Source organism: Calothrix sp. NIES-2100 (genome assembly GCF_963875285.1).
Taxonomy (GTDB): Bacteria; Cyanobacteriota; Cyanobacteriia; order Cyanobacteriales; family Nostocaceae; genus Aulosira.
The window spans coordinates 9,845,841-9,864,017 of record NZ_CAWNLA010000001.1; the positions used below are offsets into that span (position 1 = coordinate 9,845,841).

At 38.6% G+C, this 18,177-nt stretch carries 16 protein-coding genes; 9 read left to right on the plus strand and 7 right to left on the minus strand.

The window, feature by feature from the left end:
- Nucleotides 1-17: 17 nt before the first annotated feature.
- The 7 genes from AACU32_RS40090 to AACU32_RS40120 all read right to left on the minus strand — a co-directional run bounded on the left by AACU32_RS40090 (nucleotide 18) and on the right by AACU32_RS40120 (nucleotide 8,971).
- Nucleotides 18-3,266 (minus strand): hypothetical protein, encoded by a 3,249-nt coding sequence (locus AACU32_RS40090; protein WP_339378650.1) that lies wholly within the window; start codon nucleotides 3,264-3,266, stop codon nucleotides 18-20.
- A gap of 212 nt (nucleotides 3,267-3,478) precedes the next feature.
- On the minus strand, nucleotides 3,479-3,952 hold the full coding sequence (locus AACU32_RS40095) for a phage tail protein (RefSeq protein WP_339378651.1): 474 nt from the start codon (nucleotides 3,950-3,952) through the stop codon (nucleotides 3,479-3,481).
- A 53-nt stretch (nucleotides 3,953-4,005) separates the two neighbouring features.
- The gene (locus AACU32_RS40100) at nucleotides 4,006-4,167 is read right to left on the minus strand and encodes a hypothetical protein (RefSeq protein ID WP_339378652.1); all 162 of its coding nucleotides are present in this window, start codon (nucleotides 4,165-4,167) and stop codon (nucleotides 4,006-4,008) included.
- A 198-nt stretch (nucleotides 4,168-4,365) separates the two neighbouring features.
- Entirely contained in the window at nucleotides 4,366-4,980 is a 615-nt protein-coding gene (locus AACU32_RS40105) for an FHA domain-containing protein (protein ID WP_096607751.1), read from the minus strand.
- On the minus strand, nucleotides 4,958-7,075 hold the full coding sequence (locus AACU32_RS40110; protein ID WP_096607752.1) for a substrate-binding domain-containing protein: 2,118 nt from the start codon (nucleotides 7,073-7,075) through the stop codon (nucleotides 4,958-4,960). The genes AACU32_RS40105 and AACU32_RS40110 overlap by 23 nt, the downstream gene beginning before the upstream one ends.
- A gap of 57 nt (nucleotides 7,076-7,132) precedes the next feature.
- The gene (locus tag AACU32_RS40115; protein ID WP_096607753.1) at nucleotides 7,133-7,813 is read right to left on the minus strand and encodes a response regulator; all 681 of its coding nucleotides are present in this window, start codon (nucleotides 7,811-7,813) and stop codon (nucleotides 7,133-7,135) included.
- Between the two features lie 15 nt (nucleotides 7,814-7,828).
- Nucleotides 7,829-8,971: a sensor histidine kinase gene (locus AACU32_RS40120; RefSeq protein ID WP_096607754.1), complete on the minus strand. Its 1,143-nt coding sequence runs from the start codon at nucleotides 8,969-8,971 to the stop codon at nucleotides 7,829-7,831.
- Nucleotides 8,972-9,441: 470 nt separating this feature from the next.
- Here AACU32_RS40120 and AACU32_RS40125 point away from each other — a divergent pair, with 470 nt between their 5' ends.
- From AACU32_RS40125 to AACU32_RS40165, 9 genes are all read left to right on the plus strand, one after another.
- Nucleotides 9,442-10,290 (plus strand): Pvc16 family protein, encoded by an 849-nt coding sequence (locus AACU32_RS40125; protein WP_096607755.1) that lies wholly within the window; start codon nucleotides 9,442-9,444, stop codon nucleotides 10,288-10,290.
- A gap of 160 nt (nucleotides 10,291-10,450) precedes the next feature.
- A complete protein-coding gene (locus AACU32_RS40130) occupies nucleotides 10,451-12,127 on the plus strand; it encodes a phage tail sheath family protein (RefSeq protein WP_096607756.1) in 1,677 nt (558 codons plus the stop codon).
- Nucleotides 12,128-12,236: 109 nt separating this feature from the next.
- Nucleotides 12,237-12,719 carry a phage tail protein gene (locus tag AACU32_RS40135; RefSeq protein WP_096607757.1) on the plus strand — a complete coding sequence of 161 codons (483 nt, stop codon included), beginning with the start codon at nucleotides 12,237-12,239 and terminating at the stop codon, nucleotides 12,717-12,719.
- Between the two features lie 82 nt (nucleotides 12,720-12,801).
- A complete protein-coding gene (locus tag AACU32_RS40140; protein ID WP_096607758.1) occupies nucleotides 12,802-13,329 on the plus strand; it encodes a phage tail protein in 528 nt (175 codons plus the stop codon).
- A gap of 99 nt (nucleotides 13,330-13,428) precedes the next feature.
- Complete coding sequence (locus tag AACU32_RS40145) at nucleotides 13,429-13,776, plus strand: hypothetical protein (protein WP_096607759.1); 348 nt, start codon at nucleotides 13,429-13,431, stop codon at nucleotides 13,774-13,776.
- Nucleotides 13,777-13,789: 13 nt separating this feature from the next.
- The gene (locus AACU32_RS40150; RefSeq protein WP_096608383.1) at nucleotides 13,790-14,170 is read left to right on the plus strand and encodes a hypothetical protein; all 381 of its coding nucleotides are present in this window, start codon (nucleotides 13,790-13,792) and stop codon (nucleotides 14,168-14,170) included.
- The gene (locus AACU32_RS40155; RefSeq protein WP_339378735.1) at nucleotides 14,167-14,319 is read left to right on the plus strand and encodes a DUF6760 family protein; all 153 of its coding nucleotides are present in this window, start codon (nucleotides 14,167-14,169) and stop codon (nucleotides 14,317-14,319) included. Before AACU32_RS40150 ends, AACU32_RS40155 begins: the two co-directional genes overlap by 4 nt.
- A gap of 48 nt (nucleotides 14,320-14,367) precedes the next feature.
- Entirely contained in the window at nucleotides 14,368-16,020 is a 1,653-nt protein-coding gene (locus AACU32_RS40160) for a methylglyoxal synthase (RefSeq protein WP_339378653.1), read from the plus strand.
- A 357-nt stretch (nucleotides 16,021-16,377) separates the two neighbouring features.
- Entirely contained in the window at nucleotides 16,378-18,138 is a 1,761-nt protein-coding gene (locus AACU32_RS40165) for a serine/threonine protein kinase (RefSeq protein ID WP_096607761.1), read from the plus strand.
- Nucleotides 18,139-18,177 lie beyond the last annotated feature (39 nt).

Sequence of the window (18,177 nt, forward strand, 5' to 3'; positions counted from 1 at the left end):
GTGAAATTTATACAAAATTACCAAGGTAATCGTCCAGATAAAATACCATGACGCTCTTGCTCATTCTCTAAACGGCGACGCAATAATTGATATACATCACGAGCAAGCTTTTCAAATTCTACCGAGTTAGTCTCACTTGATTGATTCAATTGAGAGGAATTTCTTTCTATAGTTTCAGTTATTGTAGTCTTGTCAGTAACTACGGCTTCTTTATCTTTAGCAAAACTTTTAGGCTGAATTAAATTGCTAGCAGTATCTATATGTGCTTTTGATTTTGTATAAGCAGGTGGCTGCTGTCGTCGTAATGCTTCATTACTCGAAATATCAGGATTAAAATTATTAGAAACTCTAGTAATTTTCTCACTACTCATGAATTCTTCACTACTCGACCATTGAGCAGATTGAGTATTTGGTTTAAATGATGTATTGGCGGTAGAAACTGGCTTCCGAAAAATTAAAGGAGTCGATGAATAATGAGTTGAATTTTTAGTCTGCTTATTTGCTTGATTTTCATAAGTTTTTAATTGTAAAGTACTTAAAGTGATAAGGTGATGATTTGCTGTTTCTTTCCCTAAAGAAGAAGACACCAAATAACCCAATGGTTTGATTTTAGTAGTATCTAAACTTTGTCGTTGTACTGCACTATCTGTTGCAGTCTTAACTTGAGCAAAAGTGCCTACTGCGTTAACATTATTTGTTGATAAATCTGGTATAGTACCGTTATTATTGATGTGCTTCAGCAAGTTGAGGTTTTTCTGTGCATCTTTAGCATTAATCACAAACTCACCAGGAGTAAGCATAGCAGGTACAGTATCCGAGGGCGCTATTTGCTGGTGATTTATACTATTAGAAGCTGTGACTTGTCCACCAATAGCATACCCTTTAGGTGGGAGTGGATTGTCAAAGATACTGTCTTTTTCTACTTCTGTCTGATAAGATTCTTTCGCAATTTTTGTAGTATTCTCAATTGTTATATTATTTGGACTTTGGACAACTAGATAATTATTCGCTCTAACATCTGACTGCTTCATTACAATCTCAGGCGATACTGATTGTTGTGTTGTACTAGCTTGGGTGTTATGCGATGATATATCACTAGTGCGATCGCTCTTCATCTCCTGCTGTTGATCAACATTAACTATCGGTGATACTGGCTGTTGTGATGATGTTTCAATGGTGCGATCGCTCCTTATCTCCTGCGGCTGAGAAAAGTTGTCTATCGATGGCGCTGTATTAGCTTGAGTATTCTGTGATGATGTTTCAGGAGTGCGATCGCTCCTCAAATCCTGCGCCTGAGAAACATTGTCTATCGATTGTGCTGTATTAGCTTGCGTATTCTGTGATGATGTTTCAGGAGTGCGATCGCTCTTGAACTCCTGTTGTTGATCAACATTAGCTATCGGCGATACTGGCTGTTGTGATGATGTTTCAATGGTGCGATCGCTCCTCAATTGCTGAAACTCAGAGACATTGACTATCGGTGGCGCTGTATCAGCTTGCTTGTTCTGTGATGATGTTTCAATGGTGCGATCGCTCCTCAAATCCTGTGCCTGAGAAAAGTTGTCTATCGATGGCGCTGTATTAGCTTGCTTGTTCTGTGATGATGTTTCAATGGTGCGATCGCTCCCCAAATTCTCCGCCTGAGAAAAGTTGTCTATCGGTGATGCTGTATTAGCTTGCGTGTTTTGTGATGATGGTTCAACAGTGCGGTCGCTCCTCAAATCCTGCGGCTGAGAAAAGTTGTCTATCGATGGCGCTGTATTAGCTTGAGTATTCTGTGATGATGGTTCAACAGTGCGATCGCTCTTGAACTCCTGTTGTTGATCAACATTAGCTATCGGCAATACTGGCTGTTGTGATGATGTTTCAATGGTGCGATCGCTCCTTATCTCCTGCGGCTGAGAAAAGTTGTCTATCGATGGCGCTGTATTAGCTTGAGTATTCTGTGATGATGTTTCAGGAGTGCGATCGCTCCTCAAATCCTGCGCCTGAGAAACATTGTCTATCGATTGTGCTGTATTAGCTTGCGTATTTTGTGATGATGTTTCAGGAGTGCGATCGCTCCCCAAATCCTGTGCCTGAGAAAAGTTGTCTATCGGTGGCGCTGTATTAGCTTGCGTGTTCTGTGATGATGGTTCACTAGTGCGATCGCTCCCCAAATCCTGTGCCTGAGAAAAGTTGTCTATCGGTGGCGCTGTATTAGCTTGCGTGTTCTGTGATGATGGTTCACTAGTGCGATCGCTCCCCAAATCCTGCGGCTGAGAAATATTGACTGTAAGTGTATCAGCTTGAGTATTCTGTGATGATGGTTCACTAGTGCGATCGCTCCTCAAATCCTGCGGCTGAGAAATATTGACTGTAAGTGTATCAGCTTGAGTATTCTGTGATGATGGTTCACTAGTGCGATCGCTCCTCAAATCCTGTGCCTGAGAAAAGTTGTCTATCGATGGCGCTGTATTAGCTTGCTTGTTCTGTGATGATGGTTCACTAGTGCGATCGCTTCCCAAATCCTGCGGCTGAGAAAAGTTGTCTATCGATGACGCTGTACCAGCTTGCGTGTTTTGCAATGATGTTTCAGGAGTGCGATCGCTCCTCAAATCCTGCGCCTGAGGAATATTGACTATCGGTGGCGCTGTATCAGCTTGCGTATTTTGTGATGATGTTTCAGGAGTGCGATCGCTTCCCAAATCCTGCGGATGAGAAACATTGTCTATCGGTGGCACTGTATCAGCTTGCTTGCTTTGCAATGATGTATCACTAGTGTGATCACTCCTCAATTGCTGAAACTCAGAGATATTGACTATTGATGGCGCTGTATTAGCTTGCGTATTTTGTGATGATGTTTCAGGAGTGCGATCGCTCTTCAAATCCTGTGCCTGAGAAACATTAGCTCTCGGTGATACTGGCTGTTGCAATGATGTTTCAATGGTGCGATCGCTCTTCAAATTCTTGGATTTAGATGTAACTGTAAGCGATGCTTGATTCGGTGTTTCACTATTAGCAAAACTATTCACTGAATTTATAGGTTCAAGTTGTGCAGTCCCAGGCTTTGCTGCTTTTTTAGATTTAGTAGATTTATTTGGTTTTTTATTTGTTTGAGATTTAGCCTGTTTTTTTACAACCAACTGGCTAGAAGCTTGATTAATTATTGTAGGAGCAATCGCACTAGTAAAATAATTATTTTCACGGCTAGTTTCTTGTTCAAAAGTAATAGGCTGTGAATCTATATTTCCGCCTATTAATAAACTATTTGGAAATGTAGACAAAAATTCTGAAAAGCCATCCCTTAAAGTGATTTCAAACAAACTAAGCGTTTGAATAGAAGTTAAGGGTTTTATTAGGCTTGGTAACAGTGGTAAAAAAGTTGATTTTTTTTGTATTAAAAGTCTGAGCGGACATAGAGGATCATGAATTCCTAGTGGAGGTTTCATAACTTGCATAAGTATCACCAATCAAGAAAGCTAGTGAGAAAATTTTGTCATGAACTAGGGAAAAACTGTTTCTCATTACGTATTGTGCGATTACCTCCTCCTGCATCTTGTCCAATACTCAATCCTTCATAAGACATAGTTAATTCTTCTATTGCAACAGTACTTCCATCAGCTTGAAAATCTGATGCTTTCCAGGCTGTAGGGATAGCACCAATGAGAGTCCAACTTTGCATGATATCGCCTGCTTGATTGAAGACAAGAATGTTCACATTACAACGAGTAGTACTTTGTTCTTCATCGAATATTTCACATAACCAATTAAAAAAGCTTTGATCGTCTGTGATTCCTCGCTTTAAAGTTATATCTGAAAACGTTGTGTGTCCTAAAAAAACACGTTGCTGATTATTAACGCCTCCTTCATGATAAATCTCTTTTTCAACTTGTATACTTGGCCCAGAGCATTCGGTAAAAGATGCCATTATCGAGCTATCTATCTCTAGATAAAACCGATTGGTAGTCACAAAATTTAAACTGTGTTGAGTATACCTATCGTCAATATTAGAATTTTGATACATTAAAGTCTCCTGTCTTTTCCATAGTTTTTAATACGTTCTTGCTGGCGACGCATATCTTCTACAAAAATCTCATATACTCGGTCAGTCAGTTTTTTCAAAAACCACTGATCGTTAATGCAATTTTTTAAGTTAGTCTTTTGATTGTTGTCTGTGTTTTTCATATCTCATGAGCATGGTTTTAAATTAATACGCTAAACTATTTTATTTTGCATATATACAAATTCTATAAATCTTGTAATGGACGCATATTATTGCCTAAACAATATAACCAACCTAGAGAATAACTTAATAATTTATCTGTGCAATTCACAAATTTTTAGGTAATTAAATACAGGACAAATAGCAATCTATAGCTATTTTTATTTTTCAGTTATGCTCACTGTAAAACCTATCAGCTTTTCTTGACCAAGCTCTAATAAATCATTATGATTAAGTCTGTAAGAATTACCAGGAGAAATCAAATTACCATTAACATAAGTTCCATTTCGGCTGTTATTATCAACTAACACATATGCGTTAGATGATTTATCCCAATAAATTCGTGCATGGGAGCGAGAAACTATCTTTTCATTGGCAATACCAGTTAAGTCAATTTCTGGTACAGATTTAGTAGCCAGATTTTTTCTACCGATGTAGCCTTCTTCCCCGCGCAAGGGAAATTCTTTTCCAGAAGTATGCATGAGTTTGAGGATTGGGCGAGTAGAAGGTGGTTGGATATGCACCACTGGAGCTGGTGGGTTATCTACAACTTGAGACAATGCTGATGAAGAGGAAGTGTGAGCATAGACTGGTGAAGATGCAGAGGGTTGAGACACTTGCGATTTCTCTGCTAAATCTGGCTGTTTCTCAGCAGTTGGAGCAGAGACAACTACATTGCCTAAAGCTGTGCCACACATAGGGCAAACCTTAGCATTGTTGGGCAAAGTACGGTTAAAATAATCACAATTTGGGTTAGGACAACGATTTACAGTCATTGGAAATTAAGTATTGATTGGGTATAGGTTTTAAGGGAACGACTCCTGCTTTATCAAGCAAACACTGCCCTTGACGAGTCTTGAGCATCTCAGCAAATTTATTACCAGCAGGTAGCAACGAGTTATCTTTTGGGTATACGACAACTAGCGGATAACCTAATGGATAACTGCCAGAGCGAAAAGTTTGGACATCTAAACGGTTATTTTTGTCACATATATTATCTGAAGGGCTGATGGGAGAACCATTAAGCCGAAAAAGAGCTTGGCTAGCTGGTTTATCTGCATCAACTAGCGCTAAAGGATAGCCTGCACATTGATTCCAAGTTTTACTCAAAATACCGTAACTAATAATTCCTGCTTGTCCTGTATCGAATGCAGTGATAATTTGTTGCTGGGTTTGTTCGGTAGGTTGTGTAGTGACTTTAGCTTGATATAAAGCTATTTGCTGCTGATCGTCTTTCAGCACTATTTTTTGAAATAAACGCACTGCTTCCGGTTCTGTAGGTGCATAGGGTTTTATAGGCAGATTTGGGCCTCCAAGCTGTTGCCAATTGTTAATTTGACCTGTATAAATTTGACGTAATTGTTCTAAGCTAATTTGTCCATTTAGAGCCTTGGGAAGATTTTGCTCTTTCTTGCTAAAAGCTACATATACAAGTAAGCCATCATAAGCAACTATTTTATCGTTGAAATTATTTGTTACGTCATTAAACAAGCTAGTAATGGCAAACTGTGCTTTGTTATTGATGATTTCTTCTAAAGGTTGACTAGCAGTTTGTATATTAGTTGAAGTTACAGGCTGATAGTTAAATTGAGCGTTAACATCTGGCTTAGGATGAGTTAATAAATCTCTTAAACTACTTTGACTGGTTGGGCGAAACTTCAAAATATTAGTCCATGTGCCATCGTTTTCACCTGTATAAGTAAAATCTCCAGAGGGAACACCATTAACATCAGAGAAAGCAGGTACAAGATGATAAAATTCACTCGTAGCATCTTCTGGCATTTCTGAGCTACGCATCAAGAAATACAATATTCCTCCGCCAAACATTAGCAAAGTAAAAATTCCTAAAAATAAAAATATTAGTCTACGGAAACCTTTATCTTTCTGTTCTGGAGCAAATACTGTTGTTGAACTGATTGCTTGATTTTCTTGGGTAAGTTGTAGTAAAGCTTGGCGAGCAGCTTCAGCACTCTCGAAAGGAATTTCTATTCCCATTAAACGATAAATAAACTGCTTTAACTCACTATCTGAGTTGGGCCATTGCTGCTCATCTCTAGGATCAATAAATTCTGCTCTCCCTGTCCACAGAGAAAAAGCTACTCTTCCTAAATCTTCTAAGTCTTGTGTGCAAGTGGGAATTACAGTTTGGGAAATAGATGGTGGAACAAATAAACCTTCCCAAAGAGCCAAATCGCAAAGATATATAGTAGAGTAATGCTGATGATTTTGGACAATTAATAGACTATTTAAACTAAGGTTACTGTGAACCAAACCCTTCTGGATTTGCCCTGAAGGAAGTCGCAGTTTTTGAGTGTGGAGAAACTGTAATGTTTGTAAGGCTTGATTGAGTACCTGGCGCACTTGATCCGCAGTCATCGCACCTTTTTGTGTCAGGTACTCACTTAAAGTTTGAGCAGCTTCTAGATTACCTAAAGTGACGGTGTAACAGCGTTCTACTAGCGGATCGGCGATCGCATCCCAAGGGCTGATTAAGCGAAAGTCTTGGACTTTCCCATCTGCTGGACTCACACCCGCGACTCGCATAAAAGTATCTTGACGCTGACGAGTTTCTTCTTGATTAAAACAACCATCAGGTAGTAAATATTCCTTGATGACAACAGGTTGGTTATTACTCAGTTGAATCCCCAAATACAAGCGTCCCGTACCCCTAGAACCAAGAAGACGAGTAACTTGATAACTACCTCGACTACCTTTAATTTCAGCTTTTTCCGGTAAAAGAGCCGGAAAACCGCATTCTAAACAAAATTTAGCTTTAGGAAATTCTTTAGTTGTTTGCTGAAGGCGATCGCACGATAAAGGCGCGTTACGCGAACAAAAGTATTCTTGATAAACAGGCTCAGGTAAAGACACTGAAAAGACTCCCTGAAAAAATTAACTCAAGTTGAATGATGTTATGCATAGTTATTGCTATTGAACTGGAATTAACCCCAGCTTAAAAGCAGCTATCACAGCTTGAGTCCGGCTAGTAACCTGCAATTTCTCAAAAATATTTGTTAAGTGAGCTTTAACAGTCACCACTTTAATATATAAAGTTTTGGCGATTTCTTCATTAGAATCTCCTCGGACTAAACAATACAAAACTTCTTGTTCTCTTTCGCTCAGATTCAGCTTTTGACGTGTTAAAGTATCTGCCTCGGAATTAGCCCAAAATCTGCGGAAAAAACTACTAGCAACTTCCGTAGGTAAATAAATCTCAGACCGAAGTGTAGTAGCGATCGCCTCTCGTAATTGTGTCGTTGCACGAGTTTTAAACACGTAACCTTTAGCCCCAGCTTGCATTGCGCGAAAAATTGCATCATCGTCTTGGTGAGCAGACAAAACTAAAACTTTCCCCTTAAACGACATTTGTTTTAAGCGCTCAAGAGTAGCAATACCATCACCTGCAGCTAATTCTAAATCAAGCAGAATTAAAACAGGTTGCTTTTGATGAGCAAGGGTGACAGCTTGATCTGTCGATACAGCTTCAGCCACAACTTTTAAAGGTAACTGTCCACTGTTACTATAAAAATTCAGCAGAGTTTTTAATCCTTGGCGAAAGCGCTGATCGTCATCTACAAGCATTACTGGTAGCTGCTGATTAATAGTCATGTCAAAAATCTCCTATCAATTTGTAGAGCGGGGTAAGCTGATAAAAAACTGGGCACCACCCTGTAAAGAATTCTGCGCCCAAAGACTTCCACGATGGTCAAGCACAATTTTTTTAGCAATAGTTAAACCAAGTCCTGTACCACCTAAACGACGAGAATAAAAAGGAGTAAATATTTTATTAATATCTTCTGTAGATAGCCCTTTCCCTTGGTCAGATATACAAATTAGTACTTCATTTTGAAATATCTGCCAGCTACAGCTAATAATTCCAAATAATGGACTAAAGTGAACTGCATTACTAAGTAAATTATCAAAAACCTGCTTTATCTGTAAGCGGTCTATTGGCAAGATATTAGAGGTTTCAGGGTAATATATTTGGAGTTGCTTCTGCTCAATTAAAGGCTTTAATCCCTGAACAGTTTCATTTAATATACTTTTCAAGTCATGCAGCGCAATTCTTAACTTTGTCTTTTGGCTACAATAAATTAGTTCAGTTAAGTTACTATCTAAATCCTGAATACTGTCACGAATAATAGCAGCTTGTTCTTGCCAAGGGCTATCTGTTAATGCCTGAGATAAATTTTCAGCATAAATACTAATGGTTGCCAAAGTATGGCGCAACTGATGTCCAGCACGTTGAATTACTTGTTCGAGTAGCTGAATCTCAGATTTTTGCTGTCTACATTCTAAATACATGTCCAAATACTTGCTAACTAACATAGCTGTTTGCTTCACCTCCTGTTGCAAATTTAGAGATAGAGGCTCATGAGCAAGTACTAGAATATATTCAGGGTTTTGATTTCTATATCCTAAAGGACAAATATAACAAAGTGATGAATTAAAAGCAGTAATATTTATTTCATATAAACTAAAATTAGTATAAAAATTTTCTAAGTATTCTTGTGAATTCAAATAATCTAATGTTTTTCGGCAAAGCGGTTTATTTTGCTGTTCATGAGTAATTTCTTGATGATTTTCTATAGATGGATCGTGATAAATAATCCGCGACCAATAAATAGGATATCGCGCTGTTAAATGCTCTATTTGTTGTTGACAGAAGCTGTATAATTCTGATGAACTAGAAACTAAGAAAGTAGTGTTAATGTTTTGGGTAAAGGTACCTAAAACTCTAGCTGGACTTTTTGTTGTAGTCTGCATATTCATGTCAACGACTTTGAACGCCAAGAAATTACCAGTTTGAAAGAAGGACACGATAATTAAATAAAGCAGGGGTGCAAAGCTTTGCACCCTTACAAATAATTGATTTGTTGCAAAGGAGCTTTTAGATTGGCATTAATTTCAAATAATGAACCTCGCTTGCGTTGATTGCTATAACTACATTTTTACTCAGTTGCCAGTTTTCACCAGGCAAGATATGCCTGTTAAGCAAGAACTTAAAAAAATTCTTCTAATACACTTTTCGCTATATAGTTATATAAATAAAAAATTTACACAAAAGACAATACAGAAATAAACCAAACTTGATGCTAACTAATACCCACTCTACTATTTACTTAATTCTCTCCAATTCTTAGTTGCTTTTTTGAAGAAAGTTGATACAAAAGTCCAATTACTATATTCAGAGTTTGCTTGTAATCTATATGTAAATAGATTCATCTGCTGGCTCTATGCTTATTAGTCTCCTACAAACTCTTGCAGAAATTCTAGCTGGAGGAACATCTCTTACCAGTATGGAGCAAATTGACTTTAATCTTCCTGGTAGTAGAGCGAATGGAGATGCAGGACCTCTGCTCAATTTGTACTTGTATGACATTCGTTTGTCGAACCAATTACAACAAGCTGGTAGGCAGGTAGAGCGTATGTTTTTAGAAGGAGGATTGCCAACTTCTACTGTCACTCAATTACCTACTTGGTTTGATATTTCATTAATGTTAACAGCTTGGGATCGTACAGCGTTGGGTGAGTATCATCTTTTGACAGAAGCATTATCTTTGCTACTACGTCATGGCTCTCTAAAAGAGGAATTTTTAGCTCCTGAACTATGCGGTTATGGGCAGTTACCTATGACAGTTGCTAGTTCACCACCTATTGAGGTTGGCTCTTTATGGGGTTGTCTTAACCTCCCTTTGCGCCCAGCTGTACACATAACAGTAACGGCTCCTTTAGGTTCGGAAAAAACTTCAGTCCCCTTAATTTGGGAAAGAATTGTCAGTCTTTACAACCAACAGCAACAGAATGCAAAAAATTTAGTGTTAGCTCAACATCGGGTTTCCATCACCGGAATTGTGAAAAATGCAGTCACAAATGTGCCCCTTTGCGAAACCACAGTAACTTTAAGGGGAACTGAAAAGTCAGTAAAAAGTAATCAAGAAGGGTTGTTTTGGTTTGATAATCTTGCCTTCGGTAACTATGTTTTAATCCTGACTTGTCCTGGTTATGTAACTCAGACCTGCAATGCATTAGTGGATGGTAAAACTTACACTTTTAAAGAAGTAGCCCTTACTCCTGAAAGTTAGTTATTTCCTACAGTTTTATGCAGCCAAGTCTTATGAATATACCTTAAGTTTGTCTTTTGTCAATTTTCATCAAGATATTCGCAAATGATGAACACTCAAATTAACAAAAAATGTGCGATCTAAACCTACACAATTTTAATCCTGATTTGGAGAAACATTCATGACCAGACTTGATTATTCTGCCCCTGGTGTTTATGTTGAAGAAGTTAACCGGGGTAGCCGAGCGATTGAAGGTGTCAGCACTGCAATTGCTGGTTTTGTGGGTTTTACAGAAGATGTACGCAATGGTGCAGAAGTTTTTAAACCCATGTTAGTCACCAATTGGTCGCAATATCTCAAATATTTTTCCCGTCCCAATTCTGATGGCTATACAGACTTTAATGCTTATTTACCTCATGCAGTGAATGGCTATTTTTTAAATGGTGGTGGTCGCTGCTGGATTGTGAGTATTGGGACTCAATTACCTGGTACACCTAAACCCACAGCTTTAGAACCTGCTACAGTCCAAATTAATGGACGAGGAAATCGGGCATCGCTAATTTTTAATTTACGTCCTGAGCAAGCAATTGGTGGGTCAATTGAGATTTTAGTGAGCGATGGTACACCGCGCCCACTACCAGAAGGTACAGAAGGCGAACCCCCAGCCAATACAGGCGAGTATTTCACCATCCAGATTCGCCGGGGGGAGGAAATTCTAGAGCAATACGAAAACTTGACGATGAATTCTGAGGTACCACCTCAGATAGGAACATATGCGATCGCAGCATTAAGAAATTCGATGTATGTCGCTGCGATCGAAGCATCACAAACAGGACGACCTTTAGCGAGACGGCCTGTCAATGGTCAATATGAACTAGCTCCCCCCATAATTCCCTCTACGCCCGATCGCTTTGCTAGAGATGTAGAAGGGATACGCGATGACCGCACAGGGGTACGTGGTCTGTTTGAAATAGATGAAATCACAATGATTGCTTGCCCCGACCTAATGCGAGCTTACGAAGCTGGACTCATGACCTTGGAGCAAGTCCACGGGATTATGGAACTGATGATTAGTATGTGTGAAGGCTCTACTAGTGGAGACATTCCTAATCCACCCAATCGCATGGTCTTATTTGACTCACCACCCGATCGCACTAAACCCCAAGAGGTTGTTGACTGGTTAAATAACTTTAACCGTCGTTCCATGTTTGCAGCGCTGTACTACCCTTGGGTGAAAGTTGCTAACCCACGCAACGCCGGCAGGCCAATTCTTGTCCCACCTTGCGGTCACATGATGGGTGTTTGGGGTCGCATTGATGAAACCAGGGGAGTACACAAAGCGCCTGCCAATGAAGTGCCTAGAGGCGTAATTGGCCTAGCTTATGATGTAAATTTCCGAGAGCAAGAACTTTTGAACCCTATTGGCATTAACTGCATTCGTAGCTTCCCCAATCGCGGAATCCGCATCTGGGGAGCAAGAACTCTCGTTGAGCCAGATGTCACGGAATGGCGTTACATTAGCGTCCGCAGACTGATGAGCTACATTGAGAGATCTCTGGAATTGGGTACACAATGGGTCGTCTTTGAACCTAACGATGCAGAAACCTGGGCCCGTGTGCGACGCAATGTCAGCGTCTTCTTAGAACGCATTTGGCGTGAAGGAGCTTTGTTTGGAGCCACAGCTAAGCAATCCTATTACGTTAAATGTGATGCAGAAATTAACCCTCCAGAAACGAGGATGTTAGGTCGGATGTATATCGAGGTGGGTGTTTGCCCTGTCAGACCTGCGGAGTTTGTCGTTTTTCGGATTAGTCAATGGGACCCTGCTGAATCAGAAACTGCTGGCGTTGCTAACTAACTACGCGATTATATTCAGCAGATTTTGTTCATTGTTCATATTGCCTTTGTTCGCTGTTATTTAAACACAATTCATATTTCAACTTACTCAATCAATCAGGAGAATAAAAATGGCCGCAGGTGATAATTCCGCAGCTCAAAAATTTGTTCAAGGCTGTAAGTTTAAAGTTACATTAGATAACTTGGGGACACAATACGCTATGAGTGTCTCGAACCAATCAATAGAAACTCCAACGACTCCATTAAACGTAGGATTTTCCAGCCAAGGACAACCAGGCATTCCTATACAAGCACCATTACCAGCCTTACAGCAAGACGCTACCAAAATAACAGTACAGTTTGCAACCTTACAAGGTGATATTAAAGTTCGTCAATGGTATGACCAATGTACTACAGGTCAGTTAGCTGCTAATAAACAAGAAATGATGTGGATTGAATACACCACAGATAACCAACCAGGACATTCATCACATTTAAGTGGCGCATTTCCAACTAGCTATAGGAAAGAGGATTTGGGTCTAGATGCTACTAGCAAAGTTCAAATAGAAACTGTAGAAATCATCGGTACAAATTACGAGGTGCAAGCAGCTTAATAGTAATTCAGCGATAAGTTTTAACGGTAGCTTCGCAAGTTGCCAAGCTACCTCTCTTTTCCAATTTTATTAACAAAAAATTATGGTTACCAAAGATTACGCTTGGCTGACAAGTTGTAGTTTTTACATCGAACTGAGTCTAGATAACTCCAATGATAAAGTCGATGGCATATTTATGAATTGTCAGGGATTACAACGCACCCAAGAAGTGATTCAAATTTGTGAAGTTACTCCCCAAAAGTGGGGAATGAAAGAAAGTAAGGGACGTATAGCTAGAACTAAAATTCCTGGGAATGATAATAGCAATAATATTACCCTGCGTAGAGGGTTAACTTACTCTACAAGATTTTGGGATTGGTTCGACAGTATTGAACAAGGCAATTGGGCTAAAAAACGTCAAGTAATTTCTCTAAATATCTGCAATAATGCGATGGGTAGACAAGTACAAGCAAGGTACGAATTAGATGGGGCTTGGCCAACAAGTTATACACTAGCTGATATTCAGATTGATAAAACTGAGTTAGCTATTGAAGAATTAGAGATTGCTTTTGAAGGAATGAAGCGTGCACCTCTACCCGATATAGAGCGCAGCTTCAAAGATGGCTCTTGAGCAATTTATAGTTAACGCGATCGCAACATAAAATATTTATTTTACATTGCTTGTAAAAATAAAATTTGAAATTTAGAATTCAATCTACTAAGAAAAATTATGTTTCAAAAAGAATTTGAATTTACACTTCCTAAAGGGTATATAGACAGTGATGGTAATCTCCATCGCAAGGGAATTATGCGGCTAGCAACAGCAATGGATGAAATTGCACCAATGCGAGACCCGCGTGTGAAATCTAATTTATTTTACGCCACCATCATTATTCTATCTCGCGTAATTACTCGCCTTGGAGCTTTGTCTGAAATTAGTCCTATAGTAGTAGAAAATTTTTTTGCTCAGGATGTGAGTTATCTTCAAGATTTTTATCGCCATATCAATGGTTTGGAAAACAAAAATCATCTGTCTTTAGAGACAGACAATGATATTGAAACTCTTGTTGCTACATAGTTTACTTAATGCTATGACCCGAAAAAATTATCTAAATACTGAATATTCTTTTACTCTACCTACAGGTTTAGTAGATGCTCAAAACCGAATCCATCGTCAAGGAATTATGCGTTTAGCCACTGCAAAAGATGAAATTATAGTTCAAAAACATCGCAGTGTTCAGGAAAATCCTGCATATAGTTTTTTAGTAATGCTTTCACAAGTTATCACTCGTATTGGCAGCCTAAATTCTGTCAATCTGGATTTACTAGAAACTCTTGTTCTTCGAGATATCAGCTATCTCAAAGAATTTTATAACCGTGTTAATCAACAAGGGAATGCACATATTCCTACTCAATGTCCTCATTGTAATAATCAGTTTGTAGTTGAGTTAGATCTGGCGGGGGAGTTATAAGCTACCCCTCTAACAAGTTATATGAGGAGGTAGCTTTTGTTGCTTACCATTTTCACTGGTCGCAGGATGACATTCTCAATTTAGAACACTCCACTCGTAAAAGATGGATTGCAGAGATAAATAAGATTAACCAACAACTACAAGGTTAATCTCAAACTCTAACAGATAAACCCACAAAATCATTTATGCAACTAACTATGATGAAAGTCAAAATTCTCAACGCTGAAACTCTAGACAAAATCAACGAAGTTAACCTTGACCTCGTTACTAATGATAACAGAGAGTATGTAGTTGGTCGTTCTTCTAAGTCTGGTCTCATTCTCGATAGTAATGATGTGAGTCGCCAGCATGGTAAGTTTTATCTCCAGGATGGAAACTATTACTATTGTGACCTTGATAGTATCAATGGCTCTCTAATTAACAACATACTTGCTGAGAGCGATCGCAGTTATTTATTGAAGCCAGGAGACATTGTCCGCATTGGAGAATTCTTGCTAGTTTTAGAAGAAGAAGTAGAAGAGCCGGAAATAGCTGCAACTGTATACAATGCCAATATAGATTGGCGAGCAGCTTTAAATGTCCATCACCCTGAACTCGCCATTGTAGTTTCTGAAAATTTTGCTCAATCTTTAGAGGAAGAAAGTGTAGTTTCTCAGCAAGTTATTAATATCGATGCTGATTCTTCAAATGCTAAGAGTGAAGAGATTTATCAAGAATGTGAAGTTGTAAAAGTTACTGAAGAATTTGATATATCCTCACCAGATGAACCAACTTCTGAAGCAGGGAATGTATTAATCACTGACGAGCACCCAGTTCAGGATTTAACTAATATTCAAGAGATAGAAAATTCCGCAGCACCACAAAATTCTGAAGTAGAAAGTCAGTTAAATGTAGGTGATGAGCAAATTTCAGAATTAACTATCATTCAAGCAGAAGAAACTACTATCCAGCCTCCGCAATTTGAAGGTAAGGAGTCTGAAGTACAACACAATCCTGAAGTGGAGAATCAATTAAGTTTGAATCATGAACAAAATCAGGATTTGACAACTATTCAACGTTCGCCAGCAGAATCTGAAGATTCAGAAATGGAAACTTCAATTTCTGCTAGCAATCATGAATTTGATAGTATGACGACAACTCCAAATGTAGAAATACCAACTGAACAAGCGTTAGAGAACAAAATTTTTGAGGTGGAGGAATCGTCTGACGATAGCAAAAGTAACGATTTGGAAACACCTTATTTGCAAAATATTACAGAAAATCTTGAAGCGATCGCACAAGTAGCTGAAGAGTCTGAAGCAAATCTTCAGGATGAACAGAAGGAGGAAGAAGTGACAAACTCTCAAGTCATTAATGATGAAACTTCGCAAGAAATATCACAAGAGATTGAGGAATTAGAAGTAGTGGCTGATATTGCACCTCAAACCCCTGAAGCAGCAAGCAAAGCTTTTGAGATTATCAGTAAAAAATACATTGCTCTGATGGCTCACGATAGCAAAAAATTAGAGCTTGTAGACTTTGTTGCAGAACATCAAGATTTCTTATCTAAGTGTCTAACAATTGCAACACCTACAATTAGTGAAACTATATTCCAACAGACTGGTTTAGCCACTAGTCAAAAAACTCCCTTAGTACCAGTTGGCGGATATCAAACAGTCGCATCATTGATTGGAACAGGAGAAGCTCTAGCAGTTATTCTCTTCAAAGATTTTCTTATTCCTCAATCAAATCAAGCAAATGAGGATGCATTGTTGCGATTGTGTAATGTTAATCAAATTTTAGTGGCAACAAATATGGCAACAGCAGAAGCAATTGTACATTACATTAAAGACATGGTTAGTTCCTTGTAGTTAGCGCTAACTAACCCCATCTACATACTTTACATAATTAAAAAACATTGCAGAGTGAGCTACATATTATAGTTAGGGCACAACATTGTTGTGCCCCTAAGTCTATACTTGATTGGACTGAAATACTATATGTTTGTATGGTTGCAATCTTTGCCTATATTAGATTGCAGCTATTATATATAGTAAAGCTAATAATGAGCAAATATATTAACAGTAAAGATAAAATTTTAGTAAAATATTGAATAAATATTACTATATAAAATATAGAAAAATGTGAAACAAAAAAGATATTTGTTATTCATACAAAAAGAATTAATAGCTGAAATATGAACATATTAGAACATTACAACTAATCAAATGAAAAATAATTCTAAATCGGATAGTTGGATTGGCCGAGCAATTGGCGATCGCCAGCGTTATCGGCTAGAAAAACGTTTAGGCGCAGGCGGTATGGGCGACGTTTTCTTGACAATGGATACTTTACTCGGTCAGCAAGTAGCTCTAAAGCTGCTGAAAGATAACTTAGCCAACTCCAGCGAATTGAGAAAGCGTTTTGAACGTGAAGTAGCGGTGTGTGCAGCACTCAGAAGCGATCACATTGTGCAAGTTAGCGACTATGGCGTTACATCTGAAGGTTATCCTTTCTTCGTCATGGAATATCTGCGGGGACAAAGTTTAGGACAACTACTAAGGCGCGAAAGCCAGCTACCTTTAGAAAGAATACTCCGCATTACAACTCAAGTTTGTGACGGCTTACGTGCGGCGCATCAAGGTGTAACTCTCTGGAGGAACAACGCCACAATTAGCGAACATATCACAGTGGTTCATCGGGATCTCAAGCCAGACAATATCTTTTTAGTACCGACAACTTTGGGAGAGTTAGTGAAAATTCTCGACTTTGGTATTGCTAAAATCCGCGAAGACACAACGGAACATACTAAATTAACAAATATGTTTTTGGGCACGTATCACTATGCTGCTCCCGAACAGTTGGAAGTGCAAGCAAATATTGATGGACGTGCAGACATTTATAGTTTAGGTATTATTATTTATGAAATGCTCAGTGGTGTTGATCCGTTTGGGTTAGGTTTAAATTCTCAAAAAATCAGCGAAATTTCCTGGGCTTTAGCTCATACTTCTAAGCCTCCAGTGCCACTGCGATCGCGGCTTGGTTTATCTAATTTATCACCAGAACTTGAAGCAGTAGTAATGCGCTGTTTACAAAAGTCTCCTGATGAGCGTTTTGCTAATGTAGAGCAGTTAAAACTGGCTCTGCAAAATGCTATTAGTCAAGTAGAAAATTCTGACGTTACTATAGCTGAAAATCGAGGTAAGATTGCACAGAGTGATAATGATCTAACTTTTAGACGAGAATCGAATTTTCAAGAATTTTCCCAAGATAAAACTGTTAAGCGACCACTTGATAATCAAGCTAATTCTGAAGATAAAACTGTTAATAAATCATCCAACTTGCCACCAAACTATGATGACGTAACAATTCAGCAACCTTTTGTTTCTCAGCAAGAATTGAAGGATGAAACTATTGAAGAACCTTTGGTTGCTAAACAAGAATTTAACGATGGTACGATTCAGCAATCATTACCAGCTAGAGTAGAATCTGATGAAAACACTGTAAGGCGACCACTAAGACCAGTTGAGCAGGACATTGCCAAAGAGATTTTAGCACTAGAGCCGGACTCAATCAGTGAGATTCTGGCAGAAGTTATAGGCCCTATAGCTACTACTTTAATCCGAGAGATTAAACCGCGATCGCATAGTACTCAAGAACTTTTAGAAAATCTCATTCTTTATCTTTCTCCCAAACAACGAAATGAGTTTGAGAAAAAAGCAATAGCCTGGAGCCAAAAAGCTTCTAACCCTACTCAAAGCTGGTCAACTCATCCATATATCTGGGATAATCCAGCGATTAATAGTAGCTTTTTACGTAAATGCGAAGAAAATTTAGCAGAAGTTGTTGGCCCCATAGCTGGTTCACTTATCCAAGCTGTTTTAACATCTCATCCACAAATTTCTCCAGAGCAACTGGTGAGTTTGTTAGCTAGAGAAATTCCTGATATCAAGAAAGCCGATAAATTTTCTCGGCAAATGTTCAAATAATTAATAAACTTTAAATATGTATTGTTATTAAGAATTTAA